Annotated in this window: 13 protein-coding genes; 4 read left to right on the plus strand and 9 right to left on the minus strand. The window is 44.4% G+C overall.

Features of this window, described 5'->3' with window-relative positions:
• Positions 1-52: 52 nt before the first annotated feature.
• Complete coding sequence (locus MKY14_RS23680; protein ID WP_340977484.1) at positions 53-2698, minus strand: FtsX-like permease family protein; 2646 nt, start codon at positions 2696-2698, stop codon at positions 53-55.
• A 13-nt stretch (positions 2699-2711) separates the two neighbouring features.
• On the minus strand, positions 2712-3413 hold the full coding sequence (locus MKY14_RS23685; protein WP_036684849.1) for an ABC transporter ATP-binding protein: 702 nt from the start codon (positions 3411-3413) through the stop codon (positions 2712-2714).
• Positions 3414-3687: 274 nt separating this feature from the next.
• Here MKY14_RS23685 and MKY14_RS23690 point away from each other — a divergent pair, with 274 nt between their 5' ends.
• Both MKY14_RS23690 and MKY14_RS23695 read left to right on the plus strand, forming a co-directional pair.
• Entirely contained in the window at positions 3688-5463 is a 1776-nt protein-coding gene (locus MKY14_RS23690) for an ABC transporter ATP-binding protein (RefSeq protein WP_340977486.1), read from the plus strand.
• Positions 5450-7225, plus strand: coding sequence for an ABC transporter ATP-binding protein (locus MKY14_RS23695; protein ID WP_036684845.1), 1776 nt, complete (start codon positions 5450-5452; stop codon positions 7223-7225). The genes MKY14_RS23690 and MKY14_RS23695 overlap by 14 nt, the downstream gene beginning before the upstream one ends.
• Positions 7226-7306: 81 nt before the next feature.
• On the opposite strand, the gene MKY14_RS23700 is transcribed toward MKY14_RS23695, so the two are convergent.
• The 4 genes from MKY14_RS23700 to MKY14_RS23715 all read right to left on the minus strand — a co-directional run bounded on the left by MKY14_RS23700 (position 7307) and on the right by MKY14_RS23715 (position 13533).
• Positions 7307-10672 (minus strand): HEAT repeat domain-containing protein, encoded by a 3366-nt coding sequence (locus MKY14_RS23700; RefSeq protein ID WP_340977488.1) that lies wholly within the window; start codon positions 10670-10672, stop codon positions 7307-7309.
• A 175-nt stretch (positions 10673-10847) separates the two neighbouring features.
• Entirely contained in the window at positions 10848-11600 is a 753-nt protein-coding gene (yaaA, locus tag MKY14_RS23705; RefSeq protein WP_076128568.1) for a peroxide stress protein YaaA, read from the minus strand.
• 96 nt (positions 11601-11696) lie between these two features.
• Positions 11697-11945 (minus strand): hypothetical protein, encoded by a 249-nt coding sequence (locus MKY14_RS23710; protein ID WP_076190102.1) that lies wholly within the window; start codon positions 11943-11945, stop codon positions 11697-11699.
• Positions 11946-11976: 31 nt separating this feature from the next.
• Positions 11977-13533, minus strand: a complete 1557-nt coding sequence (locus MKY14_RS23715; RefSeq protein WP_340977489.1) for a glycosyltransferase family 39 protein — start codon at positions 13531-13533, stop codon at positions 11977-11979.
• 371 nt (positions 13534-13904) lie between these two features.
• Here MKY14_RS23715 and MKY14_RS30880 point away from each other — a divergent pair, with 371 nt between their 5' ends.
• Positions 13905-13979, plus strand: coding sequence for a putative holin-like toxin (locus tag MKY14_RS30880; protein ID WP_367946837.1), 75 nt, complete (start codon positions 13905-13907; stop codon positions 13977-13979).
• A gap of 226 nt (positions 13980-14205) precedes the next feature.
• On the opposite strand, the gene MKY14_RS23720 is transcribed toward MKY14_RS30880, so the two are convergent.
• Entirely contained in the window at positions 14206-15075 is an 870-nt protein-coding gene (locus MKY14_RS23720; protein ID WP_340977490.1) for an aminoglycoside phosphotransferase family protein, read from the minus strand.
• A gap of 52 nt (positions 15076-15127) precedes the next feature.
• Positions 15128-16015, minus strand: coding sequence for a spermine/spermidine synthase domain-containing protein (locus tag MKY14_RS23725; protein WP_340977491.1), 888 nt, complete (start codon positions 16013-16015; stop codon positions 15128-15130).
• A gap of 483 nt (positions 16016-16498) precedes the next feature.
• Between MKY14_RS23725 and MKY14_RS23730 the strand changes: the two genes are divergently transcribed.
• A complete protein-coding gene (locus MKY14_RS23730; RefSeq protein ID WP_036684833.1) occupies positions 16499-18022 on the plus strand; it encodes a flavocytochrome c in 1524 nt (507 codons plus the stop codon).
• An 83-nt stretch (positions 18023-18105) separates the two neighbouring features.
• Here the strand turns inward: MKY14_RS23730 and gnpA are convergent, their stop codons facing one another.
• Positions 18106-20268, minus strand: coding sequence for a 1,3-beta-galactosyl-N-acetylhexosamine phosphorylase (gene gnpA / locus MKY14_RS23735; protein WP_340977492.1), 2163 nt, complete (start codon positions 20266-20268; stop codon positions 18106-18108).
• Between the last annotated feature and the right edge of the window lie 12 nt (positions 20269-20280).

Here is a 20280-nt window from a genome sequence, read left to right on the forward strand (position 1 = left end):
CTCCAGTGAAGCTATTTCATAGAAAGAGCCGCAGCTCTGGCATTTTTAGATGCTATTCCACCGACTTCAAAGCCTCTATCATATGGATTCGTTTGAGCTTAATATGCATGAACGCCATGACTATACCGGAGAACAATAGGGTTAGGAGCGCCGCATAAATATAACTTGGCCACTTGATGATCGGAGCGAACATCGTCGCATCCAGCTCGGCCGTCTTCAGGACGAAGCTATGCAGCACTATGCCGAGACCCGATCCAGCCACAATACCGAGTAGGCTAAGCAGCATATTCTCGCGGTAAATATACATGGTTACTTCCTTGTCGTAGAAGCCCAATACCTTAATGGTTGACAGCTCCCGGATCCGCTCGGACACATTGATATTGGTCAAATTGTAGAGGACGACAAAAGCCAACGCCGCCGCTGAAACAATGAGCACCAAAGTTACAACGTCCATACTCTTCATAGTCTCATCGAAGGCGGAACCTACACTGCTGGAAAAGCTGATGGCAGCGACGCCCTCATTAGCCGTCAGCTTCTCACCAAATTTGTCTTCCCATGTTTTATCATGTGCGGTGTAGTTCAGAAGTTCTGTGTTGAATACTGGTTTTTCTCCGAACACAGAAGCATAATACGCCGGTGTCATATAAACATAGTGCATTACATAATTCTCTGTAATCGCCGCGACCTCAATCTCGAATGTTTCATTATCTTTGTCCACCACGGTCAATTTATCGCCAGACTCCAGCCCATACAGCTTAGCTAGCTTCTCTGAGATAATAGCCCCATCATCCGTAAGCATCCGTCCTTCTCCACTTTTTCGATCACGCAACTCCACGAAATCGGATAAAGAGTTAACGGAGGTAGGAACGAACAGATGAACCTCTTGGTCATTTACACCACTAGCATGTGCGGTCATCCGTTCTTGCGCCACACTCAGCGTCCCAGTTACTGCAGATTCACCAGTGATTAGTTGGTCGTAGGCTTTTAGCACATCGGCAGACACATCTTCATGCAGCGCCACAAGTGCATCATATTTCATAATCGTGCCGAACTGCGACCCGGCGATGCTGCCAATTGAATCCTTGAGACCAAATCCCGTCAGGATCAGCGCTGTACAGCCAGCCACGCCGAATACAGTCATGAACATCCGCTGCTTATAGCGGAATAGATTCCGTGCGGTAACCTTTTGGACAAAGCTCAATCTCTTCCATATAAAAGTGATCCGCTCCAGTAAAATACGCTGGCCACTCTTTGGTGCCTTCGGACGCATCAATACGGAAGCATTGCTGCGCAGTTCTACCCGTGAAGCAATCCACGCCGTCAACGTAGTACATATTAACGCTACGATAACGGATATGATCGAATACGAAAGATAGAAGTTCTTCGTGATATCCGGTAAATTATAGATTGCACTATACGCATCGTAGATAATACCCGGAAACAGGGTAAAACCAACCGCAAGACCCGCAATTGAAGCCGCCAGACTGGCAAGCGTACCATAGACCAGAAATTTGGCCATAATGTCGCGGTTGCCATAACCAAGTGCTTTCAGTGTCCCGATCTGCAGGCGATGCTCCTCAACCATCCGTGTCATGGTCGTCAAGCTGACCAGCGCAGCAATCAGGAAAAAGAACACAGGAAACGCACTGGCAATCGCCGACAACCGATCAGCGTTATCTTTATATTCGGCATATCCCGGATTAGCGCTTCGGTCAGTAACGTAGACCTTAAGCTGCTCCAGCTCTGCAAGCTTTTGCTCCCCTGCCGCCAATTCCTCCTTGGCAGAAGCAAGTCCGGCAGCAATTGCCTTTATACTTGCAGCCTGTTCCTGCTGCACTTCCTCCGGCTGGCGCTGCAAATCCGCAAGCTGCTGCTCGGCGGCGGCCACCTTTGCGCGGCCACCAGAAAGCTCTTTCTCGCCTTCCGCACGCAGTTCAGCAAGCCGTGCTTCCGGCACGCCGGACATCGCCTGCTCTACAGCATGGGTATGCTGTTCGATCAGATCTTCATACTCCGGCGAATAAGCCTTCACTCCGGCTGTATCCTTAAAGGACAGATAGGCTTCCGTATACACCGGAAGCTTGAAATCTGACTCCGGGATCGCGGCGAACGCATCCGCCGTACCTTTGCCGATCCCACTGGTGCCCCGGGTACTTTGCTCAATAAACTGTGGACTTCTAACAAAGCCAACTACAGTATACTCCAGTCTTTCGAAGCTGTTCGACAGCTCCGCATCCGTACCGTTTCCACTAAAAGATACCTTGTCACCCAACGCATATTCTTCCGCTAGCTTATCGTCCAGCACGATTTCACCGGAATGCTCCGGTAGATGGCCTTCAATAATACGGTATTGATTAAGTGGTTTATCCGTGTTGTAAGAATTGACTTTAAGTATTAAGGCATTATCACCTATGAATACATCTGCACTATAGCTCGGCTGAATCTCATCGATCCCCTGTACATTTCTGAGTAACCCGATGTTGTCTTCGGTCAGGCCGTAGTTAGTCTGCACCTTCAGATCCATCAAGCGCTGCTCTTTGTAAAAGGTTCCAGCTGTATTCAACATATCTGGCCCAGTAGCCTTGATTCCGGCAAAAAAGCTGACGCCTAACATAATAATTGCAAAAATCGAAATAAACCGGGCTTTGGTATGCCCAATTTCACGAAAAATATCTTTCCACAATGCTCGCTTTTTCATAGATGCCTTCTCCTTACCATTCAATATCGTCAACGGATACCGGCGAAGGATTGATCACCATCTTCCGTACCTTAGCGTTGTTAATCTCTATAACCCTGTCAGCCATCGGAGCGATCGCCAGATTATGTGTAATTACGATGACCGTTGTCCCGGTGTTACGACAAGTATCCTGCAGCAGCTTCAGCACCTGCTTGCCGGTGTTATAATCAAGCGCCCCTGTCGGCTCGTCGCAGAGCAGCAGCTTCGGCTGTTTAGCCAACGCTCTGGCGATAGCGACACGTTGTTGCTCACCACCGGACAACTGAGCAGGGAAATTATCTAACCGCGCGCCCAGACCCACATCCTCCAGCACCTTACGTGCATCTAGTGCACGCGGGGAAATCTGCGAAGCAAGCTCAACATTTTCCAGTGTGGTCAGATTAGGTACTAGATTATAGAACTGAAATACAAAACCTACGTCATTTCGGCGGTAGCCTGTCAGCTCCTTGGCACTAAACTTGGCGATATCAATGCCATCCACAATGACCTGACCTTCATCGGCGGAATCCATGCCACCCAGAATATTAAGCACCGTAGATTTACCCGCACCACTTGGGCCGACGATCACGGCAAATTCACCTTTTTTTATCTCAAAATCAATCCCGTCATTCGCGACAATTACATTCTCGCCCATCTTGTAACGCTTGTACTCCCCTTTTACAGCAACAAAACTCATTCCTCTTCCTCCTGTCCCTATCCGAACTAAGTCTAATTACTCTACATTGTCTCAGTTTATCATAATTAGAACGCCCAAGCCCGAATGGCAAACCCTCATTACACAAGGTAAAATTCACATCATTAATAAGTTCATTTTTTTGTAACAATAATGTAACAAGGAAATTTTACCGTAAACGATACTTAGTCATTTGATAATGTTATAATCACTTTGTTTTATTTACTCTTTTCAGGCAAGAGTGAAAGAACAAGAACAATCAGAAACAGGTGATCAGATGTTCGAACTGAAATGGCTATGGCAGAACCTAGAGGGAAACCGGACGCGATATATTCTGGCACTCTGCCTTTCGGTGGTGGGCTCAAGTCTTACAATCGTGAATCCGTACATCAGTCAGCGCATTGTCGATACGTTTATAGCTGGTGACAACGCCCTGCAGAATCTTACACAAGAACGGCAATTATTGATTATGCTCTGTCTGGGCATGATCGGATTTTCTCTACTGCGCACAGGTCTCGCATATTTCACGACCATGCAGTACGAGATATCCTCGCAAAATATGATGTACCATGTCCGCATTTATTTGTACAACAAAATTCAGGGACAGGACAGAAAATACTACGATCATAATCGTACCGGCGATCTCATGACCAAGATGACAGGCGATCTGGACATGGTCCGTCACTCTATGGCCTGGATTTTTAAGACGATCATTGAATCGCTAACGATCTTCCTTGCCGCCGTTATCTATTTTTTCACCATAGATGCGGAACTGACGCTGTGGATGCTTATCCTGTCACCGCCCATTTTTATCGTGGCTTACATATTCGCTAAACGCGTCCGTCCTATGTATATTGACTTGCGTGAACGGCTGTCCCAGCTTAACACGACTACACAGGAGAATATCTCAGGCAACCGTGTGGTCAAGGCTTTTGCCCGTGAGGAATTCGAGGTCGAAAAATTCACAGAGAAGAATGTCAACTATTCTACAGCGAACAAAAAGGCTGCCCTTGTATGGCTTGATTATTTTCCTTATCTGGAATCCTTCGCTCAGGGCTTCAACGTAATCCTTATGTTGGTTGGTGGTTTGTTCCTTATGAACGGCCGGATCACCTTCGGTGAGTTTATGGCCTTCTCTTCACTTATTTGGGCTATATCCAACCCTATGCGCAACATCGGTATCATTATCAACGACATTCAGCGCTTTTTTGCGAGCTTGTCCAAAATCGTAGATATCTATTATGCCCGGCCAAATATTGTTAACGAGCATACTATCACTGACAAACGCCGTTATGAAGGCCGTATTGAATTCGATCATGTCCGCTTCAAATATGATAGCGCTATCGTACTGGACGATATTAGCTTTACCGTTGAACCCGGTGAAACTGTAGCAATCATGGGCGCGACAGGATCAGGCAAAACAACAATCATCAACCTCATCCCTCGCTTCTACGATGTAGCTGAAGGGCGCGTACTCGTAGACGGTGTTGATGTTCGGCAGCTGGAGCTTGATGAACTTCGTGGAAATATCGGCATGGCGACCCAAGATGTACTCTTGTTCTCTGATACCATTGATGGAAACATCGCCTATGGCGATCCTGATCTTCCGGAAGAAGATGCAATGGGTTATGCAGAGCTCGCAGCCGCACACGACTTCATTACCAAAATGCCTGAAGGTTATGATACCGTTGTCGGGGAACGCGGAGTCGGACTGTCGGGGGGGCAAAAGCAGCGTATTGCCTTAGCGCGTGCTTTGGCGGTACACCGTCCTATTCTGATTCTCGATGATACGACCTCTGCGGTCGACCTTGAGACGGAGGAGCATATCCAAAAAAGTCTACGTGAACTGGACTATCCTTGTACGAAAATTATTATTGCGCAGCGTGTATCTACTACCTCGCAAGCCGACCGTATTCTCATTCTGGATGGCGGGAAGCTAGTTGAGGAAGGGACACACACTGAACTGCTAGCGAAACGTGGTTACTATTACGAAGTGTTTAAACTGCAGAACGAGGGTATTGGAAGGCAGGTGACCGCAAGTGGCAAGGAATAAATTTGACGTCGATGAAAATCTTGAATCGCCGTTTAATATAAAACACTTCCGGCGTGCGATGGTATATATCAAACGAAAGAAAACCCCAATGATTGTTGCGTTCGTGCTCAGTGCACTTTCAGCAGCCATTTCACTGTCGGCTCCGCTGATCATGCAACATGTCATCGACGTGACCATTCCGGCAAAAGAGAAGCTTGCACTGCTGGGTTGGGCTGCACTGATGCTTGTGACCATCGTGGTCAGCGTTTATCTGGCTACGATACGCTCGCGCATCATGACGAGTGTTGGGCAGGATATTATTTTTGACATCCGAACGGATTTGTTTAAGCATCTGCAAGAATTGCCTTTCAAATATTATGACGACCGTCCACAGGGCAAGATCCTTATCCGGGTCGTAAACTACGTCAACGCCGTTTCAGATGTGTTGTCCAACGGGATTATCAACTTTATTCTAGAAATCGTGAATTTGCTCTTTATCGCAGCCTTCATGTTCGCTGTCGATGTACGACTCTCATTTGTCATCCTTGCCGGACTGCCAGTCTTCCTTGGCATCATGCTGCTGATCAAAACCCGGCAACGCCGGGCATGGCAAGCAGTGTCCAACAAAAGCTCCAACCTGAACGCCTATCTGCAAGAGAGCATTAGCGGTATTGGTGTGACACAAATGTTCTCCCGGGAACAACGTAACGAAGGAATCTTCACACGTCTCGCGGGTAATTTCCGTAAAGAATGGATGAAGGCTCAACGTTACAACTTACTTATTCCGTTCTCTGTAGACAACTTGTCTACGATCGTTACATCATTAATTTTCCTTGTAGGCCTACTAACACTGAGTCCTCAAGACATGACCCTCGGTGTCATTCTGGCGATGAGCAGCTACGCTGCCCGCTTCTGGCAGCCGATTCTGAATCTTTCGAACCTGTACAATAACTTCATCAACGCCGTTGCCTATCTTGAGCGTATCTTCGAAACGCTGGATGAACCGGTTACCGTCAGTGATATCCCGGATGCCAAAACACTGCCATCTGTACAGGGCCATGTCACCTTCGACGATGTAACTTTCGCCTATGACCCGGGGCTTAATATTCTGGAGAATATCTCCTTCAAGGTCAAAGCGGGAGAAAGCATCGCGCTGGTAGGACCCACAGGTGCGGGCAAAACAACCGTCGTCAATCTGATCTCACGCTTTTATAACATTTCCAGTGGTCAGATTCTGATCGACGGCCAGGATATCTCGCAGGTGACGTTAAAATCTCTTCGCAGTCAGATGGGGATTATGTTACAGGATAGCTTCATCTTCTCCGGTACCATTCTGGACAATATTCGGTACGGCCGACTGGATGCGACCGAAGAAGAAGTAATCGCCGCTGCAAAGGCCGTTTGCGCCGACGAATTCATCCGTGAATTCGATCAAGGCTACATGACAGAGGTCAATGAACGTGGCTCCAAGCTGTCTCAAGGACAGCGGCAGCTCATTTCGTTCGCAAGAACACTTTTAGCAGATCCGCGCATTCTCATCTTGGATGAAGCCACTTCTTCCATTGATGCGAAGACTGAGCGCTTATTGCAAAAAGGGCTGAATGAACTGCTTAAGGGACGCACCTCGTTCATTATCGCGCATCGCCTCTCCACCGTAAAAAACTGCGATCGTATTATGTACGTATCTAACAAAGGCATCGCGGAAAGCGGCTCACATGATGAGCTTATCGCACAACGGGGCCTTTATTACCGCCTCTACACAGCACAGAAGATGGAAGCTTAATTGAATAAACACCAAAAGAGCTCAGGCCGATTTGCAGCCTGAGCCTTTTTGATGCTTTATATTTTCAAAAAATATCAAAAACTAATCTATCGCCGTCCAAATATTTAGCGCAAGTGAGCGAACCGCAAGGTTCGTGTGATCTCTGTACAACCGCAGACGCTCTGCAGGCTCTGGACTCCACAATAGAGCACTTCCGGCAACTTCAAGCAACGAAAGTCCAATATACTGAGATTCGTAACGACTCTCAGACCCTAGAACATCTACAATTTCCAATAAAGTTTCCGGACTCCAGTATCCCGTGCTCTCTTCTAAATTATACGCGACCTGCTTATAAACATCGCTTAATAGCTGGGGTTGATTTGAAATAGTGGTAACCATCCGATTGAGATAATTGACGGATTCCTTCACATTATTCCAATCTATTGCTGCTATATATAATTTCATCACAGCTTGCTGTAAGGTCTCATCAGATGCCAGACAGTCAATCAGATCCGTATACAAAGGGATAAGGTGCATCCGGGTGATTTTTGGCAACGCTATCAGCTGGTTGACTAATTTCAGTAGACGTTGCCGATGAGGCAAATCTCTTTTGGCAGTGGCGTTCCATTCATCCCTTATCGCTGCACTAACCAGTCTCTGACATACACCAACTACAACCTCATTGATCTTACCATCGCGACAGGTTTCTACCAGCGTGTTCATAGCAGTTTCCCATCTAATGCTGTCTTCCAAATCCGTAATAGACTGAGCGGTGGCAGCTGCAACAATCCCTTCATTTCCATTTGTCCACCGCATCATAGAAATGAAAGCATATCTGCCAATATACGCATCTTGGTGCCTTGCAATTTCAAGGATTAATCCTAGATAACGTGGTCTAAAGTCTAGCGGAAGAGCATTAGGCTGTTGAGATAATAAACTTCCTGCGATGTCACTTTCTGATGAAGAAGCCATTGTACTTAACATATCCCAAGCGCGTTCATCATCTAAAAGCTGTTTGGCAGCATGCCCTATGGCTATGATTACATCCTTGTGTGCATTGGGTTTCTCGAACTCATTCATCAATAGCGGAAGGCTGTCATCGCTTCTATAAGCGCCCAGTAAGCGGATGGCTTCTTTTCTGACAGTGATCTTCAGCTTATCCCGATTCAGAAGCTCTTTCAGCATGGTAACCAGTAACACCGGATTCACCCTGCGGATGCATCTGGGTATCGAGTACATGGCTACACGGGCCCGGTCCCCATCCAGATTCTCCAGCAGAACGGGAAGTGCCTTCTCCGGTTCTTCCATAAGCGAAAAGGCATGAAGTGCAGCTTCTACTACAGTTACTTCCTTATCCTGCATAAGCCCAAGTAACCTATCCGAACCGAGATCAGGCATGCTTGCCATGATCTTAATAACGCTTGCACGCTCCCAAAGATTACGTTTGGCATCGTATGCAATTTTTTCTAATAAGGCACTTAAAGCTTGTTGCTGACGTGGCAGCCATCTGTAGAATCCATCCGCGGCCGGCACAAGATAGATAGTTTTGCCTGATAGGAACTTGCCCTTAATGACAGCTCCTGAAATAAAAGGATCGAGCCATTCCTGACGCTTCAGATGCAGATGCTGGAACACTTCATGGATCGTAATATACGATTTATCTAAAACTAATAATTCCTTAACTCTGGCATCACGCGTTGTACGAGGCGCAAGCCAGTATCTGGCCGCTTGTATGGCTGTAGAATCCGCCTTTGCCTTCGTTGCTTCCTTTAACAGATTCTGAAGTTTTATGATGCCGTAACCTCTTTTACCGAAAGAGCTAGCTAGGCTTAACACCAGATTGTAATCTTCTCTTTTGTTGGCCTGTACAGCTAATGTATAAATTTCGTCGAAGATAATCTCTTCTACTCCCCGGGGTAAATTCTTCTCCAAGGATGGAAGGGAAAGCTGCCCATTCTGCTTGGCCAATTTCTGAATCGTATTTAAAGAAAACTTAAACAGCTCACCGTGAGGATGTAATGCGTTATGCCGGAGAATAGCAAACGCCAGTTGTTGAACGGAAAATTTTGTACCATATGAAGTATCTCTGGCCTCTATAACACTATCAACAAGCAAAGTAAGCTCTTGTACATGGGCATCCGTGAACACAGACGCAGGACTTTCCGATAGCTCTTTAAACACAGCGCCCCGGACAGGATCCTGATCATTTTTAATCCGGCCCAGGTACACCAAAGTTTCATTCATGCCCTGTCTCGACAGAACGGTACTTCTGATCAGCTGCATAAGCGCCGTGGCACGTTCGTCTGCACTGGATACCTGTGTTGCTTGTTCAAGTCCCGCTCTTGAATGAAGAATAGAACGGCAAGCAGTAAATCTGACTGTTCTCTCCCGGTCATCATTGATTTCACGAAGGCCAAGCATCCGGGTGGCTTCCTTGTCACGCAAGACATGTGGTAATACATATAGTAATCTTTCCGGAAAAATGCGTTCATTGCGTTTATCTTCTTCATACACAGCATCGAAAATGACCTTGCGGTTAGAGGGTGCAATATTCTGAAGCAGCTTTGCTATGTGCATAGGGTGATCTGCGAGTAGTTTCGCTATCTCCATCCATTGATCCATGGATAAATATTTTTTCCTTTTAAGAACAGCTTCAGGAACACCATAAGAAATCAGATCGCTCCGCGACTCCGTTCGTGTTAACAGCTGATATACCTTATTAGGATTTTGGCGTACAAGCGTGCCAAGCTGTTCTTTTAACGCAGGATGTATGATGCCCATAGGTCCATGGTTCAGCGCACACTCCAGCACCAAATCTGCCTGCAGATTGCATAGGATCTCCAGAGCTGATGAGAATCTCCACCAGACATAGCCTTTTTCCCTAAGTGGTGTGCTTTCCAGTGTTGTTGCAAAGTATTCTGCTACTACGTTAAGATGCCGGCTGGATAATTTCTTCCAGTCTTTTATAGCATACCCGATATCAGCAAGCCATTTACTTACCGTAGCCGAATAACAGGCCTGCAATATAATCGCGGCTTCCTCCGCTCCCCATCGGGCATACACTACAGGCAATAAGCGTTCTGCTAATTCCTGACGGTTAATCTGTGAAATACTATGCAGCAGCTTGCGGCGGCAATCATGGGATAAATGGGGGAGCTCACGTTCAATATCAGCATCCGAAGCCACCTTTGCCAAAAGACCCGCAGCCATATTTCTGATACTTGCCTTGGGATGCCGCAGTGCTGATAGAATAATAGCATCATCTTGTGTTGCAGTGGCGCCGATTAAGGCAAGTCGTGCTTCATAAACACCATCCTCCAGCAAAGAGGCTAGTAATTGGGAGTACTGGACAGATCCGAGATGATCACGGCCTAGGATTGCTACTTTCTTGATTCTGTCGGAATAACCTAGCGAATCCAATTCTTTAAGTAAGCTCTGTTTATCCAATGGATCTCTTTTGAAAATCATAAGTCCTCCTCGTTAACCTGTTCTTATTCCACCCGAACTTTATTCTCTATACCCTAATCTATCCCCTTTAAAAAAACTAGAATTCAGCATCTGGTTTCGTTGATCAAAAAATAAAGGTAACCCTGAAGCTGGTTATTCAACCCCCTTCAGAATTACCCATCATGTACTGCTTGCTCTAGTCATTCTTTTTCTGAATAAACACATACGTACGCTCATCCGACAGCTCATCAACAAAGCTGAAATCAAATCCGTCGAAGCCTTTGATATCCTCCACACAGCTGATTTGCCGCTCAGCCATGAAGCGTACCATTTCACCTCTGGCCATCTTGACCAGGGTCGCTCTCTCTACTACCTTACCGCCGATCTCCTGCCCGAATACACAACTAACCATTCGAACATTCCCGCCAATGTAAGGGGAGATGCACTTGCTGTATTCCTTAGAGGCCAGATTCAGAATGATGTCAGTCTCCGAAAACAGCTGATCTGCCAGCTTCCTGTTCCAGAACTCGTAGATAGACTTGAAACCAGGTCCGCTAAGCTTTGCCTGCATCTCCAGCCTGTACGGCACAACGCCGTCAAATGGCCGGACGATTCCATAGAATCCGGATAATATCCGTAAATGCTGCTGAAGATATTCCAGCTCCTCCATTTGAAGTACCCCTGGTGCCATGTACTGGTACTGGATACCCTCATAAGAAAAGATAGCCGGTGTAAGATCCCGTGTTACATCCATATCCCGAATCCGCTCCACATTCAGCGTGGCGATGGCATCATTGCATTTCCATAACGATTTGGCTTCTTCATAATTCAACTTTTGTAATAAGGCCAGAAGAGTCTGCGACTCGCTTATGAATTGCGGCATCTGGCGGCAATCCAAGAAATCCGTATCCATCTTCATCTTCTTGGCAGGCGATATAATGATTCTCATGGTGCTCCCTTTTCTTACCCCCGCGGGGAATTTAAATGTAACCTTATCCTATCACACTTAATCTTCGTAGGCTTGGGGCAAGTTCATGAAATTTGTTCACTGCCGCCCACCTTGTGCGCCACCGCCATCTGTACCTGGGTTGCCGTTTCTCCTTGTCCCACCATTCATGTTGGGAGATCCGCCCCCATCTTTCCCCCGCCCGCCGGTGAAGCCCTGTCCCCCGTTCGCTCTTGACCCGGAGTCAGTACTCGTTATCTTCTGTGCGGTAATAGCATCGCAGGAGACGAGCACCATGGAACAACTTAGCACTGCTATGAGCAAAGCGAAATACCGCTTGGTCCGCATCTTTGAATCCCCTCTTTCCGAGCGAACATAGTTAACGTGGAAAACATCTTTTTAACATATAATCGTATACGTCCTTAAAACCCATGTAGGATAATACGATCAGCAGCGGATACACCGGGTAAATATACCGGGACTTGATCTCCCATAAAAGATAGAATCCGATAAAGCCCAGCACCACAAGAATCAAAGAGGTCTCTTCAAATCTTTTGGCTCTTATTCCACCCATTAAGCGAACGAGTATAAATACATACATCAGAAAATTCAGAACATACAGCAGCCACAACATTCCACTTCTATAATTGGAGTCTGCCTTAAACAAATCCGTAGCAGCATTAGTGTAGCTATAACGGTCCATGACAAAGCCCATTCTTCCCCCGTTACTGGATGATCCGTCATTTCCGAGCCCATATCGTTCCATCTGGTAGGTTCCTTCCGTCCAGGTCCAAACGATTTTTTTATAATACATCTTCACTAAGTCACTTAGGCCCGCCTCGGAGAGTTTATTACTGATTTCTTCTTTAAATAACTCCGTACTTTCTGCCTTATTATAATTTGCATCCTGCTGATAGATAGCGTAGCTCTCCCGGTTGTCCCAGAACCCAAACGTCTCCAGATTGATCCCCATATTCAGCCACATGTAGATAGGTGCGGAATTTTCGTTCATCGGTTCATCTACAACATTCGTCGCCTGCAGCACAGCATTTTGCGTCCAGCCGGGAACATTAAACAATATGGCCGTGATAACCAAAGCGCTAAAAACCTTTTTCACCCCGATAGAACGTATGTTAAATAAAAGACCCGCCACCACGGTAATCAGAAAAATAACACCGATACTGCGGAAATAGTTACCTATTGCCAGTAAGAGAGCTGCGAAGAGAATATCCTTAATGGACCTTCTTTTAATAAATCTTATGGCAAAATATAAAGCACTTGTCAGAAAGGCGGTAGCGATCACATCGTTATAGATAAAATTACTCATAAACAATGAAGGGATATAGGTTGCAGCAAACACGAGGATGCCATAATCCTTATCCTTGGACTTATAATTGAGCTCTTTATACAGCATGTAAATCATTAATGAGGTTAAGAGTGTAAACAGAATATTAAATATTTTGATTACCAGATAATTATCCGGAAAGATCAACAACAACGTCTTTAAATATAAAACGATCGAAAAATTAAACGGAAACATATGCAGATAGCCGTTCGTGTCAAACGACGAATAATCATTCCTGTACAGCATGTCGAGTGCCAATGAAAGGACTGTCTGTGAATCATCCGTCGGCAAGCGTGGAAACAGAAAGATAATCACCATCTGGATTGCAAAAGAAAACAGCAGTGTGGCTGGAATGACTATTTTCCAACTGTACTTATTAAGCTTCAGGCACATTTTATACAAAATAACGCTTAATGCCAGCACCACTGCGATCACTAGAATAAAAAGACCCAGCTGTTGTCTCTCCAAAATTGGCGTGTCCCCATATACGAAATAATTATATTTCGCCCTAATAAAAAAGGAGGATGCGATAAAAAGACCGATAAAGAATGCAAGTATGAGATACAATGTTTTTTGAATTCCTCTTATCATGGAAAACCTCCTTTGCGCAATCGAAAGCCCTTTACAATCCGCTGCCCCGATTCATAAAAAGCATTATAAACACCCAAACTGAAAATCCAATGAAAATCGGATGTTTGGGAATTCGCAAAGAAGAGATTTAGAAAGAGAGGTACGTCCTACAATTGGGAATCAAAAAATCGCAAATGTGATACGGAAGTTTCAAAATGGAGAGAGTTGCGGAGACAAAGAGAGGAAATGGAAAACTACTCCAATCCTAGGGAGTATTATGACAAGAGTCTTAATTCTCTTTCAAACGATTATGCTATACTGGTGGAGCAAATAGAATAGGCTTAAAGGGTCGGTCGGCTACCTCTCACCGAAGGGAGGGATGCCTTGTGACAGTGTTTGAAGCAATGATGCTTATGCTAACCTTTGGTTCGCTTATCGTAGCGCTGCTGTCCAATAAACGCAAATAGACCGCCCACTCACAAAGGCATGCGGTCTATCTGTCGTGTCCTATTTGCTGAAGCCTACCGCCATTAAAAGCGGCTATTGCCTTGGGAGTCGTGTTACAGCACGGCTCTCTTTGCATTTTACGTCTTTTCTACCTTTAATATACCACAAATAATTTAATAACGTAATAATGTACGGTGTTACATTACATTTCCAATCTCCCAGAAAATCCATCCATCCTTGCGTACATCAGAACAATTTACTATCCATCTTTTTTAAAAACCGATTATTAGCGATTAAGCCTTTCACTCTCTTCGTTGTATTAGGCCCTTTCGGTGTGCTACCTCTTCTATTCAGCAAAATCCACCGTAGACATGCCCAGGCTTCAAAGATTTCAAGTTCTTCCTGATCTATATCATTTCCCAAAAGATAAGCAGATCGGAACACATCAGCATAACGCTCGGAGATATATATTTTCAGCAGAATAAGTGACCAGGCAAAATCATATCTAGAGTCTCCCAACTGGCCGTTCGTCCAATCGATTATGGTATATCGCTCTTTATCCTCCACTATATTTCCGATATGAAAATCCCCATGAATGATACAGTCTTGCTTCATTGGAGTTTGCTCAACAAGAGCAGTCAACACATTATAAATATCAGATTGTTCTTTGGCTTCAGGGAAAAAGTAGCCGATGAAATCGTATTTTGGCAGTTGTATATTTCCAATCTCTTCAACGCGAATCTTATGTATTTTTGCTAATAGGCTTGCGAGTTCCTTCATTTTCCTGGTATTCATTTTATGAATAGGGGTTCCGTCAAAACTTGTTAACAACACCTTATGTCCCTCCGGATTGATTCCCCAGCCCACTGGTTTAGAGACGGCTACTCCTCGTTCGGATAGAACATCCAATAAACGATATTGAAACTGGACATCCGGTCTGGATTCCTTATTCCATGTTTTCAGTACATAGCTCTCTTGATCAGAATTAATCCTCATGACCTCAGCTTCAAATCCTTGATCCATTGTATGCGCAGTTAAGCTGTCTTCCTGATTTAATAAGTCGTTTATGATTTCGTTGTGCTCTAGCCAATTTATGATAGATATAGGAGTTTTCAAAAATGGGTTCTTCCTTTCGGAGTCAGCTACAACAGATTAACGCAACTCAAAATTACAAATAACATAAAATAGATTGTTCTATCCAGTACATAAATACAGTATCCGGGCTTTTCTTTTCAAACTTTTTCATTTTTAAATACATGTCCATTCCATCAGAAACATCATGCCATAAATCCGTAAATACAAAATCATATTTTTCCTTAGACATATGTTGTTCTGCATATTCGAAAGCATCTGCTTGGATAAGCCTGATCTTGTGAGCATTACTGAATTGTGGCAGTACATATTTATTAAATAAATCAATGACATCTTGATTTTTTTCAACAACCATTATGCTTTCAACATTAACTTTTTCAGAAACCATATAAGCATAATAGCCAAGTCCAAGCCCAAACGTAAGAACATTCCCAAACGCTTTATCAACAGCTTCTTTCATTGTTTCTATTTCATTTGGCGTGATCGTCATCCAGATTCTGTCATTCTCCAAGACAGCCGGGAACATGAATTCAGTTTGAAAAAAACCAACCTGAGGAATTTGTCTTCCCTCTTCTGTCCGGATGATATCATTGCAAACAAAACCTTCAAAGGGTTTATATTTTTCATATTTTAATTCACTATTATTAATCTTTATAGTTGGTATCTTGATATTTTTATAATATGGATTGTCATAATATTCATTTGCATCAAGCTTATGAAGCATATTACTAAAATATTGGTTGAACAATTCCTTATCATCAACATTATCAACCGTATCCATCCCAAAAGCAGCAGCCAGCATTAAACCAAAAGCGTATTCATAGGATACACCACAGTTTACGATTTCTTCAATTTCTTCTTTGTTAATAAAGTCGGGGGTATTATTCAAATAGCGGCTTAGTAAAGCAAACACTTTATAGTTATCTTCTTTTACTTTTTCTTTTATTACATTATTAAATTCCATATTCTCACCTATTAATTAGAATTTGTTTCTATGTCTCATGTTAGTCTTTCCAGATTGACTAGTAGGCAATACTCTCATTTTACCATTTAAAAATCCAGAAGAACAAAAACCGCTTTACTAATCCGTGACAGTTACCACTTCTACAGTGAGAAAATCTCACGCCAAATCTTCTAGTTATATGGTTTATGGTCCATTTTCCGCCTAATCCGCTCAATATTTCGTTACCCTATGTTAGAATAGACGACTTGTATAATTTGTGAAAACTTTCACTAATAGTCATGATTGATGGTATACTTAATAAGAAGATGAACTAAAGAGAATAACGATGGAAACTGTGGACGTAACCGTAGAAGATTTGAAGTTAGGAGAATAACAGCGACGCGCGCGCTTCTCCACTTCCAACTCCCTCTGATACTTCCTTTCTTTTTTGTCGGGTTCTTTTGGTACATCTTAATAGAGAAATATAAAAGTGGAGGGTTAACAATGAAAAAGAAAGCAGCTGGTGCTCTGAGTCTCGTCCTCTCTGTCATGCTCGTTACCGCAGGTTGCGGTAATGGAAACGACAAGGTAAACGAGAGCAAGAGTAATAACAACGAGAAAAAAGAAGTTGAAGCCGTCTCCGGGGCATCTGAAGCAAGCTACACACCATTCGATCAATTAAAAGATAAATATGATATCATCATTGTCGGTGCGGGTGGTGCGGGAATGTCCGCGGCGCTTGAGGCCAAAGAGAAAGGCATGAACCCTGTTATTTTGGAAAAAATGCCGGTTGCCGGCGGGAACACAACCAAATCCTCTTCGGGGATGAACGCTTCTGAAACGAAATTCCAAAAAGAACAAAACATTGAAGACAGCAATGATTTATTTTATGAAGAGTCATTAAAAGGTGGCCATGACACTAACGACAAAGAAATGCTGCGTTTCTTCGTTGATAATTCCGCGAGTGCGATCGATTGGCTGGATTCCATCGGAATCCGCTTGAACAATATCACCATTACAGGCGGCATGAACGAAAAACGTACACACCGTCCTGAAGATGGCTCTGCTGTGGGTCAATACCTTGTCAAAGGTTTAGTAAAAAACGTACAAGAGAAAGAAATCCCACTTTTCGTGAATGCTGATGTCAAAGAAATCACTGAAAAAGATGGCAAGGTAAATGGCGTCAAGGTCCTCTTTAACCAAACAGAGGAAAAAACAATTACGGCAGATGCTGTCGTTGTAACCACTGGCGGATTCGGTGCCAATATGGATTTGATCTCCGAAGTAAGACCTGACTTGGAAGGCTACGTTACTACTAACCAAATCGGCAGTACCGGAGACGGCATCAAGATGATTGAGAAACTCGGCGGCACAACCGTCGATATGGATCAAATCCAAGTTCACCCGACTGTGCAGCAAGAAAAATCCTACCTCATCGGCGAAGCTGTTCGTGGGGAAGGCGCTATCCTTGTTTCCAGTGAAGGTACACGGTTCACCAACGAATTGGATACCCGTGATAAAGTAACAGCTTCCATCAATACACTACCTGAAAAAGCAGCTACGCTGGTCTTTGATTCCGGTGTTAAATCCCGTGTGAAGGCTATTGAACAATATGACAAAATGGGCTTCGTGATTCAGGCGGATTCCATCGAAGCTTTGGCCAAAGAAATCGGTGTTCCAGAGGATAAGCTGGCAACAACGCTTGATACTTGGAACAGCGCCGTTAAGAATAAAAAGGATGCCGAATTTGGCAGAACTACAGGAATGGACAATGACCTGTCCACTGGTCCTTTCTACGCTATTAAAATTGCTCCTGGGATTCACTACACCATGGGTGGCGTGAAGATCAATACGAACACAGAGGTTCTAAATAAAGATGGTGAAGCTATCCCTGGTCTGTTTGCGGCAGGCGAAGTTACAGGAGGCTTACACGGACAAAACCGGATTGGCGGCAACTCTGTTGCAGAAATCATTATTTTTGGTCGTCAAGCTGGGATCAAATCTGCTGAATTCATAAAAGCAAAATAAGTAGATAACAGATACTATAGGCCTCACAGCAAAAAGCTCAAGCATCGGCAAGTTAGCCGCTGGCTTGAGCTTTTTTAATGGGATTAATCGCCAATAGTTCGGATAATAGTATCAAACGGATCTAATTCCAACGTTTGTTGTCCATATTCCGTATCAATCGTAGTTTTTTGAAGCTGGTCGCTATTGTTAATCACGACGAGTATTTTACTTTCTGGATAATAAGCACACTCTGTATATAAATTATCCGTAATATACTTTGTTTCCTTTAACTCATTCCCGGCATAACGAATCACATTTAACAGCAATCTTGTATTTTCAAAGCTTAAGGTGAAAGAAGGCAGGTAGATCCCCATTCCTTTACCAAAGGCATGGGTGGACAATGTTATCATCCCACTCTTTTCACACAATACCGCCGCTGAGCCATCCGTAAGATAGATGTTATTTTTAGGTGTTATGCTGGCTCCTTCAGGCACTAAACCTTGCTCATCTCTAGCCTCAAATGTCCATCTTCCATGAGCTACCTTGGAGCCTGTATCCTCATCCAGACCAAGCACATGTGCCATTCTGAAAAAGCTGTCATAACCATCAAGCGCCGAAGGCTGATTGATACCTATAAAAGTACCGCCCTCATAAACCCATTCTGTCAGTAAGTCCACGCACTTATGGTCACTCCAATATTCTCCACCACTCCATGCTGAACCTGCCGAGCCGGCATTGATCACTACATCACACTCTTGTAATACTCCCTTACGGATATCTTCAAAATCAATGAACTGCACCTCAACCGGCAACCCGGACAAAGCCTCATTGATATGAATCAAATCATGCATATACGTTTCATGGAAATGTCCGGACAAGGTCCACGATCTCAATTTGCCCCAAGCGTGCAAAATGGCTACCTTCGTCTTAATGTGATACGGTTTGCCTTTATGATGCAGCTCTTTAATTTCTCTGAATTCATCCGCGATCTTTTCGATATAATCACAAAAATCCGGATAAGGCTCTACAAGATGCAAATATCCGCCCAGTCCAATCCGATCTATAGGCTCTCTGAGCAAGGCGCGCCGGATATTAATCCAATACTTTTTGGCATCGAGCGTAGGGTTACCTCCCTCCATAAACGTAGGAAGCCCTCCCAATCCAACCGGAAATAAATAGGGATGCAGCCGAATCTCATGGGTATCTACTTTTACACCAGAGCAAAGCCTTGCCTCATACCCTGAGAACACACATTTAATCATCCCGTCAAAACCAAACTCCTCAAAACGGTCATTGTAAGGCTCCATGCCAACCCAACTATCATCATAGAAGACATACGCCAGCTTATCGTGCTTATGCACAATATCAATTAATTGCTTACCAAATTCGATGACAAAATCATTGATAAATGCCATATAGTCCAGCTTCCGCTGCTGCGCCGGGATATGACTGACCCGATATTTCCCACCATTCACAAAATCCTCGGCCGTGAGCGAATACCCATATTTCTTGGCAAACAGATCAAGCGCCCTTGAGCTTACCGTAAAATCATATGAACCCCAGTCCGAGAACAAATGGCGATTGCGCTCATCACTGCCCCAGATCCAGGCGAAATTATAAAAGAGGGAGGTGAACCGAACCACTGTTGTTTCCTTATGCTTACGACACCAATCTTCAATCCAATGGAGTAAATATTTTTGCGTTTCTACATAGATGGGATCAATCTGCATCAGATGCTCTTTTTCCCAGTGATTCGTGGTGTGATTGTACATGGAGATCTCTTCCCAAATCCGGTAGACCATGAAGCTGACTGTGTATTTATGCCAAGGCGTTATTCCAGTAATGACTACATTTCCCGATTCCCGCTCATAATTCCACAGTTCTCTTGGAACCTCTTCGCCCGTCGTTCGGTCAAAAACCTGCCAGTACTTAAACGCCTCTTTGGAATCATTCACTCGGAATTGTTCAGCAAAAAAATCCTCCATCAGATAGATGGATAAATAATCTTGTACCGCTACCTTCGGATTTGTTATTAAAAAGCTCTGCTGCAGCTTGTCTGAATTCTGGGACGCCCATTCGTTATGATCTCTGATGATGCAGATTGTAGAATAAATGCCGTATCCTGCGTTGATAATCTCATCGGACAACTGTGTGCCGTCACTGTCACGGATGACATCGGCACCCCAACGTTCAGCTAATTCCAGGGTCAATGCCTCATAACCGGATTCTCCCGGCAGTGTAAAGGCCCCCGTTGTTTGTTTGGACAACTTGGATCCCTC

It is taken from the genome of Paenibacillus sp. FSL R5-0887 (assembly GCF_038002305.1).
Lineage (GTDB): Bacteria > Bacillota > Bacilli > Paenibacillales > Paenibacillaceae > Paenibacillus_AQ > Paenibacillus_AQ odorifer.

Coding starts and splice junctions, on each gene's coding strand:
- MKY14_RS23680 (WP_340977484.1), bottom strand. CDS start 2,698: ATGAAAAAGCGAGCATTGTGGAAAGATATTTTTCGTGAAATTGGGCAT.
- MKY14_RS23685 (WP_036684849.1), bottom strand. CDS start 3,413: ATGAGTTTTGTTGCTGTAAAAGGGGAGTACAAGCGTTACAAGATGGGC.
- MKY14_RS23690 (WP_340977486.1), top strand. CDS start 3,688: ATGTTCGAACTGAAATGGCTATGGCAGAACCTAGAGGGAAACCGGACG.
- MKY14_RS23700 (WP_340977488.1), bottom strand. CDS start 10,672: ATGATTTTCAAAAGAGATCCATTGGATAAACAGAGCTTACTTAAAGAA.
- yaaA (WP_076128568.1), bottom strand. CDS start 11,600: ATGAGAATCATTATATCGCCTGCCAAGAAGATGAAGATGGATACGGAT.
- MKY14_RS23710 (WP_076190102.1), bottom strand. CDS start 11,945: ATGCGGACCAAGCGGTATTTCGCTTTGCTCATAGCAGTGCTAAGTTGT.
- MKY14_RS23715 (WP_340977489.1), bottom strand. CDS start 13,533: ATGATAAGAGGAATTCAAAAAACATTGTATCTCATACTTGCATTCTTT.
- MKY14_RS23725 (WP_340977491.1), bottom strand. CDS start 16,015: ATGGAATTTAATAATGTAATAAAAGAAAAAGTAAAAGAAGATAACTAT.
- MKY14_RS23730 (WP_036684833.1), top strand. CDS start 16,499: ATGAAAAAGAAAGCAGCTGGTGCTCTGAGTCTCGTCCTCTCTGTCATG.